The sequence below is a fragment of the Pseudomonas sp. GW821-FHT03A09 genome, from assembly GCF_059421065.1.
Window position 1 is genome coordinate 287,670 of sequence record NZ_JBWKUX010000008.1, and the last position, 9,425, is coordinate 297,094.

A 9,425-nucleotide genomic window follows, 5' to 3' on the forward strand; every position below is an offset into this window, starting at 1 on the left:
GTGTGACTGACACATCTCGGTGCCTGCATCGCGGGCAAGCCCGGCTCCCACACAAGTCCACTCCCACAAAGGGTTGTGACAAACCGTTAGCCTTGCATCTGCCCAAACTTACCCGACTGGAAGTCGACAAACGCCTGGTGAATCTCCTGCTCGGTGTTCATCACGAACGGACCGTGACCGACGATAGGCTCGTCGATCGGTTCGCCGCTGAGCAGCAACACCTTGGCGTCGTCGTTGGCTTCCAGGGTGAGCTGGCTGCCATCACGTTCGAACAGTGCCAACTGCCCTTGGCGCGCAACTTCCTGGCCGTTGACCAGCACCGTGCCACGCAGAATCACCAACGCTGTGTTGCGCCCGGCGTGCAAGTCCAGCGTGACCGCTTTGCCAGCGTTAAGACGCAGATCCCATACGTCAATCGGCGTAAAGGTGCGCGCCGGGCCTTGGGTGCCGGCGAACTCACCGGCAATCAGGCGCAGTTGCCCGGCGTCGCCAGCCAACGACAACACCGGAATGTCGCCATCGACGATGGTTTGGTAGCCCGCATCAGCCATTTTGTCCTTGGCCGGCAAATTGACCCACAACTGCACCATCTCCAGCGCCCCGCCACTGCGGGCAAAGACTTCGGAGTGGAACTCTTCATGGAGGATGCCTCTAGCGGCCGTCATCCACTGCACATCGCCGGGGCCGATTTTACCGCCGGCACCGGTGGAGTCGCGGTGCTCGACTTCGCCATCGTAGACGATGGTCACGGTCTCAAACCCGCGATGGGGGTGTTGGCCGACACCGCGACGCTGTTCAGTGGGGGTGAAATCGGCCGGGCCAGCGTGGTCCAGCAACAGGAATGGGCTGATGTGCTTGCCCATGGTGTCGTAGGAAAACAGCGTGCGCACCGGAAAACCGTCGCCGACCCAGTGGGCGCGAGGGCTGGTGTAGATACCAATCAATTTTTTCATGGTGAACCTCCAAAGTGCATACACCTTAAATCCGATACCAATCGAGCAGTAGATGGTGAATATAGCTCTTACTGTCCCACAGGCAGGACGATAAATCACAAAGAGCGAGGCGCTGCAACGCCTCGCCCTCTGTGGGTCAACCGCTTATGGGGTGGTGGTCAATGCGTTGTAGCTGGTGAACAGATTGCGGTAATCCGGGATGTGGTTGGCAAACAAAGTACCCAGGCCTTCGATATCGTTGCGCCAGTCGCGATGCAGCTCGCAGGCGAGACCGAACCAGGTCATCAGTTGCGCGCCGTTGGCGGACATCCTGTCCCAGGCCGAATGGCGAGTGATCTCGTTGAAAGTACCGGAGGCATCCGTCACCACGAACACTTCGAAACCTTCCGCCAGGGCTGACAGCGCCGGGAATGCCACACAGACCTCGGTCACTACACCGGCGATGATCAGTTGTTTCTTACCGGTAGCCTTGATCGCCTTGACGAAATCCTCGTTGTCCCAGGCATTGATCTGGCCAGGCCGAGCGATGTAAGGCGCGTCGGGGAACAACGCCTTGAGTTCCGGCACCAGCGGGCCGTTCGGACCGGTTTCGAAGCTGGTGGTGAGGATGGTCGGCAACTGGAAGTACTTGGCCAGGTCGGCCAGGGCCAGCACGTTGTTCTTGAACTTGTCCGGTTCGATGTCACGCACCAGGGACAGCAGGCCAGCCTGATGGTCCACTAGCAGAACGGCGGCGTTGTTTTTGTCCAGTCGCTTGTATTGAGTCGTCATGGGTAGTCCTCTTGCGTCGATTGAAGGGTGGGTCGCTTTTGCACTCAGCGCTGGGAGTCCAGCACTTCGTGTTCGGTCGCCACTTGCTGGGCCTTGAGATAGCTTTCGATCAGCAATTGGTAATGGGGCATGGCCTGGGTGTAGACCTGCGCCCACTGCTCGGCGTCGGCACGGTTCCATGAGCCTTGCAGCTCCGACAATGTGGCCATGATGTCGATGGGTACTACGCCGGCCTGGGCCAACCGGGCGATGGTCAGGTCAGTCGCCAGCTTGGAGTGGTTGCCCGAGGCGTCGACCACGGCAAACACTTTGTAGCCTTCGTACACTGCGCTGATGGAGGGAAACGCCAGGCAGACACTGGTGAGGGTGCCAGCGATCACCAGGGTTTTCTTGCCAGTAGCTTTGACCGCCGCGTGAAATTCCGGGTTGTCCCAGGCGTTGATCTCACCTTTGCGAGCGACGTACTGGGCATGGGGAGCCGCCTGGTGGATTTCAGGGATCAACGGACCATTGGGGCCTTGCGGCACCGAGGCGGTAGTGATCACCGGGATATTCAACAGCGTCGCGGCGCGGGCCAGGGCAATGGCGTTGGCACGCAGCTGCGGCACGTCCATGTCCTTGACGATCTGGAACAGGCCGCTTTGATGATCGATCAACAGCATCGCCGTGTCGTTGGCGTCAATGACTGGTTTGTGACCACTGAAGTTGGCCGGTGCATGGGTAGTCATGGGCTTTTCCTCTTTTCTATGGGCGACAGCCATCCGTGCTCGGTAAACCGGCCTGGCCGTCTTGGGTGGGTGCTGCACGGGTGGATCAGTTGGGCATCTGGCCGAATTGACCTCTCAAAAAGGTGAAGCCGTGCATGGACACACCTTAAATCCGTTACCTTTGCCGGGCCAGATGGCAAAAATAACCCTTAGCGTTCTATTTGGAGAACGATATGGAAGACCTCAACACCCTCTATTACTTCACCCAGGTAGTCGAGCATCGTGGCTTTGCGGCGGCGGGCCGGGCGCTGGACATGCCCAAGTCGAAACTGAGCCGGCGTATCAGCCAACTGGAAGAACGCCTGGGTGTACGCCTGATCAACCGGACCAGCCGGCATTGTTCGCTCACCGAAATCGGCCAGGTTTATTACCAGCGATGCCTGGCCATGCGTGTGGAAGCGGAAGCCGCCGCCGAGGTGATCGAGCGCAACCGTTCCGAGCCCCAGGGCATTGTGCGTTTGAGCTGCCCCACGGCCCTGCTCAACTCCTGGGTCGGGCCGATGCTGACTCGCTACATGCTCAAGTACCCCTTGGTAGAACTGCATCTGGAGAGCACCAACCGACGCGTGGATGTGCTGCACGAAGGGTTCGATATCGCCCTGCGCATTCGTTTTCCGCCGCTGGAAGACACTGACTTGGTGATGAAGGTGCTGGGCAACAGCACCCAATGCCTGGTGGGCAGCCCAGCGTTTGTATCGCACTTGTCGAACCCACCGTTGCCGGGCGATCTGCATGGCTTGCCGAGCGTGTTTTGGGGGTCGGCGCAGCGGGAGTATCACTGGGAGTTGTTTGGCAAGAACGGTGCCAGTGCCGTGATCCGGCATTTTCCGCGAATTGTCACGGACGACCTGCTGGCACTGCGGCATGCGGTGTGTGCCGGTGTGGGTATTGCTCATCTGCCCAGCGTCGTGGTGCGCGAGGATTTAGCCGCAGGACGCCTGGTCAACCTGATCCCCGGATGGGCGCCGAGGACCGGGATCGTGCATGCGGTTTTCCCGTCGCGCCGTGGACTGCTGCCGTCGGTGCGCAGCCTGATTGATTTCCTGGGGGAAGCGTTTGTACACAGTGACATGGAGTGACTAGGTGGCCGTGAGGGGTCGAGGCGTTTGCCATGGGGATGATCCGGGACTGGACTAATTTATATTTCGATCATAATATTTGAAAAAATTACATTCGTAATTTTTTCTGATTGATCATCTCCAGGAGTTCGCCATGAACCCTCTTGCCCTGCGTCCTCTCCTCCCTCTGGCCCTGTTGAGCATCCTCAGCGGGTGCAACAGCCAGGCCGACACCGTCGCCGAAGCCCCCCTGCCCCGCCCGGTACTGGCGGCCAAAGTCGAAGCGGCGGGCGCCCAACAAAGCGCCTACACCGGCGTGGTCGCGGCCCGTACCGAAAGCGACCTGGGTTTCCGGGTCGGTGGCAAGGTCATCGAACGCAAGGTCGACCCCGGTCAACACGTCTCCCGAGGCGATACCTTGCTGGTATTGGACATCGGCGACTTCGAACTGGCCCTGCGCTCTGCCAAGAACCGCGTCAACGCCGCCCAGGCGCAATTGCGCCAGCGGCGCGATGATGAAAACCGCTACCAGCGACTAGCCAATACCGGCGCGGTGTCTCGGCAGATTTTCGACCAGTCGGCGACCAACCTGCGCGTCGCCGAAGCCGAGCTTGCCGCCGCGCAATCCGACGCCAGCCAGATCGAAAACCGTCGCACCTACTCGGTGCTCAGGGCCGACGGCGACGGCATCATCACGGACGTTCGTGTGGAGCGCGGCCAAGTGGTCGCCGAAGGGCAAATCGTCGCGCGCCTGGCCCATGACGGCGCCCGTGAAGCCATCGTCAACCTGCCGGAAACCCAGCGCGACCAAGCCTCGCAAAGAGCCTTGGCGTTTCCCTTCGGCGCACCGGAGCAAGCGGTCACTGCGACCCTGCGCGAGCTGTCCGCCAGCGCTGACCCGGTCACCCGCACCTACCGCGCCCGCTACGTCTTGCACGGCCCCGTCGAGCGTTTTGCCCTCGGCTCCACTATCACCGTGCGCCTGCAAGGCAACGGCCAAGCCCAACAAACCCGCGTGCCCATTGGCGCGCTGCAGGACACCGGAGCAGGCAGCGGCCTATGGCTGATCGGTGATGACAACAAGGTCAGCTTCGCCCCTGTGCAAATCGCCAGCCTCGGCCAGGAGGAGGCCTTGCTCGACAGCGGCGTGGCACCCGGGCAAATCATCGTTGCCCTCGGCGCACACCTGCTGCACAGCGGGGATACGGTGCGCCTGTTACCCGCCCAGGAGCTGGCCCTCAACCGCCAACAGGACCACTGAGCATGCGCGGCATCAACCTCTCCGAACTGGCGGTAAAGCACCGCGCGGTCACGCTGTTTTTGATCATCGCCATCCTCGCTGCCGGGGTCTTCTCGTTCGGCAAGCTGGGGCGCGCCGAAGACCCGTCGTTTACCGTCAAGGTCATGACCATCACCGCCGCCTGGCCCGGAGCCACGGCCCAGGAAATGCAGGAACAGGTGGCCGACCGCCTGGAAAAACGCCTGCAGGAACTGGACTACTACGACCGCGTCGAGACCATCGCCCAGCCAGGTTTCGTGTCAATGCGCATGACCTACAAGGAGTCAACGCGCCCCAGCGAGGTCCAGGACCTGTTCTACCAGACCCGCAAGAAACTCAGCGACGAAGCCGCAAAGCTGCCCAAGGGCGTGATTGGGCCGTTCTTCAACGATGAATACTCCGATGTGTACTTCGCGCTGTACGCCCTGGAGGCCGAACACCTGCCCCATCGCCAGCAAGTGCAGATGGCCGAAGAGCTGCGCCAGGGTTTGCTCAACCTGCCGGGGGTGAAGAAGGTCAATATCCTGGGTGAGCAGGCGCAGCGGATCTTTGTCGAGTTCTCCTATGAACGTCTGGCCACCCTGGGCATCAAGCCGGACCAGATCTTCGCCGCCCTCGCCGCACAGAACGCCGTAGCGCCATCAGGCTTTGTAGAAACCGCCGGGGCACGCGCCTATATCCGTATCGATGGCGCCTTTGACAGCTTGTCGCTGATCGAAAACGTCCCGCTGGAAGCCAACGGGCGGGTGCTGCGCATCGCCGATGTGGCCAACGTCAGCCGCGGTTATGAAGACCCGCCCAGCTACCGTATCCGCCACCAGGGCGACCCGGCGCTGATGCTCGGTGTGATCATGGAAAAACACTGGAACGGCCTGGAGCTGGACAAAAGCCTCAAGGCCCAGGAAGCCAGAATCCAGGCTGACCTGCCGTTGGGCGTGAACTTCGCCAAGGTCTCCGACCAGGCGAAAAACATTAGCCTGGCCGTGAATGAGTTCATGCTGAAATTCTTCGTCGCCTTGGCCGTGGTGATGGTCATCAGCCTGTTGGCCCTGGGCTTTCGCGTAGGCTTGGTGGTGGCCGCTGCGGTGCCGCTGACCTTGTCGGTCGTGTTTGTAATCATGCTGCTCACCGGGCGCGAGTTCGACCGCATCACCCTGGGCGCGCTGATTATTTCCCTGGGTTTATTGGTGGACGACGCGATCATTGCCATCGAGATGATGGTGGTGAAACTGGAGGAAGGTTTTGACCGGATTCACGCCGCCACCTTCGCCTGGCACTCCACCGCCGCACCCATGCTCACCGGCACCTTGGTGACGATTATCGGCTTTCTGCCGGTGGGGTTTGCCCGTTCGGGGGCGGGGGAATATGCCGGCAATATTTTCTGGATCGTGGGTTTTGCACTGATCTCATCCTGGCTGGTAGCCGTGGTCTTCACGCCGTACCTAGGCGTGAAGTTACTGCCGCCAATCAAACCGGTACCCGGTGGCCACGACGCGATTTACGCCGGGCGCTATTACCAGGCACTGCGTGGCTTAGTCGAAACCTGCGTACGTCGGCGCTGGTGGGTGACGGGCTTGGTCGTAGCCGCTTTTGTGCTCTGCGGGCTGGGCATGGGCGTGGTGAAGAAACAGTTCTTTCCCAATTCCGACCGTTCCGAACTGATCCTTGAGGTGTACCTGCCACCCGGTAGCGCGTTCAAAGCCACCGAGGCGGTGGCGGCGCAGTTGGAAAAAGCCTTGCTGCAAGAACCGCAAACCAGCCTGGTGAACACCTATGTGGGCGGCGGCGCGCCACGCTTTTTCCTGTCACTGAACCCTGAGTTGCCCGATCCGGCCTTCGCCAAATTGATCGTGCAGACGCCGGACTCCCATGCCCGCGACGCCTTGAAACGGCGCATGCGTGAACGCATCGCCGCCGGTGAATTTCCGGCGGCCCGCGTGCGCGTGACGCAGTTACTGTTCGGCCCGCCAGTGCCATTCCCGGTGGTGTTCCGTGTGTCCGGGCCGAATGTGGACGTGCTTCGCGGCGTGTCCGAAGACGTGCGTCGTGTCGTGGCCGCCAACAAGCTCACCCGGGATGCTTTCCTCGACTGGGGCGAGCGCACCAGCGGTTATCGCCTGGTCCTGGATCAAGACCGCCTGCGTTTGCTGGGCTTCACGCCCAACGAGGTCAAGTCCCAGCTCAATGCCTTGCTCAGCGGCAACCCGATCACTGAGGTGCGCGAAGGCAATCGTACCGTTACGGTGGTCGCCCGCGCCCAGGGCAACCAGCGCGAGAACCTCGGCAACCTCAACAACATGACCCTGACCAACAGCGCTGGTACGTCGGTGCCGCTGGCCCAGGTCGGGCACTTCAAGGCGGTGATGGAAGAACCGATCCTCAAGCGCCGCAACCGCGCGGCCACCGTGGAGGTACGCGCCGACATCATCGACGGCGTGCAACCACCCGACGTGGAAATGGCCGTGTACAAGGACCTGCAACCGTTGATCGCCAAGCTGCCCGCCGGTTACCAGATCGACATCGGCGGCCCCGTGGAGGAAAGCGCCAAGGCCAACGTCGCGCTGGCGGCGCTGTTCCCGATCATGATCCTGTTGACCCTCACGGTGATCATGTTCCAGGTGCGCTCGTTCGGCGTGATGTTCATGGTGTTCGCCACCGCGCCGTTGGGCTTGATCGGTGCGGTGCCGACCTTGCTGCTGTTCAACCAGCCATTCGGGTTCAACGCCATTCTGGGCTTGATCGGGATTGGCGGCATCCTGATGCGCAACACGCTGATCTTCACCGACCAGATCCGCCAGAACCAGGAACACGGCATGGCGATCCGCGAGGCGATCATCGAAGCCACCGTGCGCCGGGCCAGGCCGGTGATCCTGACCGCGCTGGCCGCGGCGCTGGCATTCATCCCGCTGACATTCTCGGTGTTCTGGTCATCCCTGGCCTATGTGCTGATTGGCGGCGTATTGGTGGGCACGGTGTTGACGCTGCTGTTCCTGCCAGCGTTGTGCAGTCTAGTGCTGGGTCGGGAGAAGACACGGGCTGTCGAAACATCCCACGCAACCGCCGGATAAGCTCTACTCCCCCGCCCTGAAAACCTCTGCAAAGTCCCTCGCCTGATCACACAGTGCGAGGGATTGCAGATGGTTTATCGAGTGAATGTTCCGGTTGACGGGGCTGCGTTTTGAATCCGGCCATTGGCAGGCTGGCCCTGACCCCAATGGATGCAAAAACGGTCGATGCTGAAGTCGTCTTCCGTGAGTTTCGTGAATGCCTGAACACGTTTGACGACTGGGCTGAACGCTTCTGGAGCCTTGGGGCGCTGGATGTCGAGCAGGTGTTCAAGGTTGGTGATGAAGTGGCGCTGGTGGCGCCTATTTCCTCTCCATCACCGAGCCCCATCGTCGCCATGTGCAAAGCCCAGGGTTCACTGACCCTGGTGCATCTGTTCGAAAGCACACGATTTGTGCCCATCGGCAATACACCGGTGATGCTGCAAGCCATTGCAGCGGATGGCAGCCCGATGGGGCCTCCCATCCACGACACCATCGGCCCCAGCGGCATTCTTGAAGTTAAAGAGTGCACTCGCGATCAGCGTTACCAAGTCACCTTCTACCCCAACGTTTCCAAGGACCACGTCAAGGCGCTGTATGCGTCTTATCAGTCGGTGATCGGCGGCTTGGAACTTGGCTTGCGCGAACAGTGGACGAACACTTTCCAGGGCCAGTGGAAAGCCTACACCGATGCGACGCCGCTGAACCGGCGCCGGATGCTGGAGGCTGCATTCTTAAATGGCATGGGCAAGGCGCTCTATAACCTGTGGGACAACATTACCCAGTTGTCTGAGTTGCTCGCCGACCTCCAGCCCAACAGCGAAAAGCTGCTGCATTACCTCTCCCAAGCTGAACTCGATGAACTGCTGGCATTGAGTAGCGACACGGTCGCAAACGGCCTGCTCGTGCTCAGCGATGAACCGTTGTTGTTTATCTACCTGTCCGCTGTCGTCAGCTGGATGCGCCTGCTGCCCCCACCCGACATGAACGAGTTGATGGGCGAAATCACCGGCGAGGTGCTGACCAACCTGCTGTTGGTCCGGGTGATGGGCGCGATGGGGGTTGCTGTGCGCCTGGGGGCGCCGGTGTTGAGTCATATCAAATCCGGGCGGGTACGTGGCTGGCTGGAGACGCTGGCGAATCAACTGGTGGGGCCACGGTTGGAACCCCATGCCGAAGCGCTTAAGCCATTGCTGCTGGGCAGTGCGGCGACACCGATCAAGACGGTGCCGGTTGGGCCGTTGAAGGCTGGGGATCAGTTAGTAGCGAACCCGGTGCCATCGGTTCGCAGCAAGTCGCAACAAACGGTGTTGGTTCGCCAGGAACTTGTCGACGATGTCCCTGCCTCCGGGAAAAACCCGAAGGGGGATGCCGCCGCCAGTTCGGAAAAGACCGTTACCAACGGCTGCCCGGTGTCGATGGTAACGGGCGAGGAATTGCTGACCCTCACCGACGGCACGTTGGACGGCGTATTGCCGTTTGAGTGGACGCGGTTGTATCGCACCAGTGCGGTGGAAGTGGATTGCGGGCTAGGGTTTGGCTGGAGTCAT

Annotated in this window: 7 protein-coding genes; 4 read left to right on the forward strand and 3 right to left on the reverse strand. The window is 60.9% G+C overall.

Features of this window, described 5'->3' with window-relative positions; genetic code table 11:
* Nucleotides 1–86: 86 nt before the first annotated feature.
* The 3 genes from AC07V4_RS17170 to AC07V4_RS17180 form a co-directional block, all read right to left on the reverse strand.
* Complete coding sequence (locus AC07V4_RS17170) at nt 87–953, reverse strand: pirin family protein (RefSeq protein WP_492637589.1); 867 nt, start codon at nt 951–953, stop codon at nt 87–89.
* Nucleotides 954–1,097: 144 nt separating this feature from the next.
* A complete protein-coding gene (ycaC, locus tag AC07V4_RS17175; RefSeq protein WP_431753466.1) occupies nt 1,098–1,724 on the reverse strand; it encodes an isochorismate family cysteine hydrolase YcaC in 627 nt (208 codons plus the stop codon).
* A 44-nt stretch (nt 1,725–1,768) separates the two neighbouring features.
* Nucleotides 1,769–2,452, reverse strand: coding sequence for an isochorismatase family protein (locus AC07V4_RS17180; RefSeq protein WP_492637590.1), 684 nt, complete (start codon nt 2,450–2,452; stop codon nt 1,769–1,771).
* Between the two features lie 212 nt (nt 2,453–2,664).
* On the opposite strand from AC07V4_RS17180, the gene AC07V4_RS17185 reads away from it, so the two are divergent.
* The 4 genes from AC07V4_RS17185 to AC07V4_RS17200 all read left to right on the forward strand — a co-directional run.
* Entirely contained in the window at nt 2,665–3,570 is a 906-nt protein-coding gene (locus tag AC07V4_RS17185) for a LysR substrate-binding domain-containing protein (RefSeq protein ID WP_492637591.1), read from the forward strand.
* A gap of 133 nt (nt 3,571–3,703) precedes the next feature.
* A complete protein-coding gene (locus tag AC07V4_RS17190) occupies nt 3,704–4,810 on the forward strand; it encodes an efflux RND transporter periplasmic adaptor subunit (RefSeq protein ID WP_492637592.1) in 1,107 nt (368 codons plus the stop codon).
* 2 nt (nt 4,811–4,812) lie between these two features.
* The gene (locus AC07V4_RS17195; RefSeq protein ID WP_492637593.1) at nt 4,813–7,896 is read left to right on the forward strand and encodes an efflux RND transporter permease subunit; all 3,084 of its coding nucleotides are present in this window, start codon (nt 4,813–4,815) and stop codon (nt 7,894–7,896) included.
* Nucleotides 7,897–8,042: 146 nt separating this feature from the next.
* The coding region (locus AC07V4_RS17200) for a DUF6531 domain-containing protein (RefSeq protein ID WP_492637594.1) at nt 8,043–9,425 on the forward strand (1,383 nt) is incomplete at its 3' end.

Excerpts from the sequence above, each read along its gene's own strand:
- AC07V4_RS17195 (WP_492637593.1), top strand. The coding sequence starts at position 4,813 with ATGCGCGGCATCAACCTCTCCGAACTGGCGGTAAAGCACCGCGCGGTC.
- AC07V4_RS17180 (WP_492637590.1), bottom strand. The coding sequence starts at position 2,452 with ATGACTACCCATGCACCGGCCAACTTCAGTGGTCACAAACCAGTCATT.
- ycaC (WP_431753466.1), bottom strand. The coding sequence starts at position 1,724 with ATGACGACTCAATACAAGCGACTGGACAAAAACAACGCCGCCGTTCTG.
- AC07V4_RS17170 (WP_492637589.1), bottom strand. The coding sequence starts at position 953 with ATGAAAAAATTGATTGGTATCTACACCAGCCCTCGCGCCCACTGGGTC.
- AC07V4_RS17190 (WP_492637592.1), top strand. The coding sequence starts at position 3,704 with ATGAACCCTCTTGCCCTGCGTCCTCTCCTCCCTCTGGCCCTGTTGAGC.
- AC07V4_RS17185 (WP_492637591.1), top strand. The coding sequence starts at position 2,665 with ATGGAAGACCTCAACACCCTCTATTACTTCACCCAGGTAGTCGAGCAT.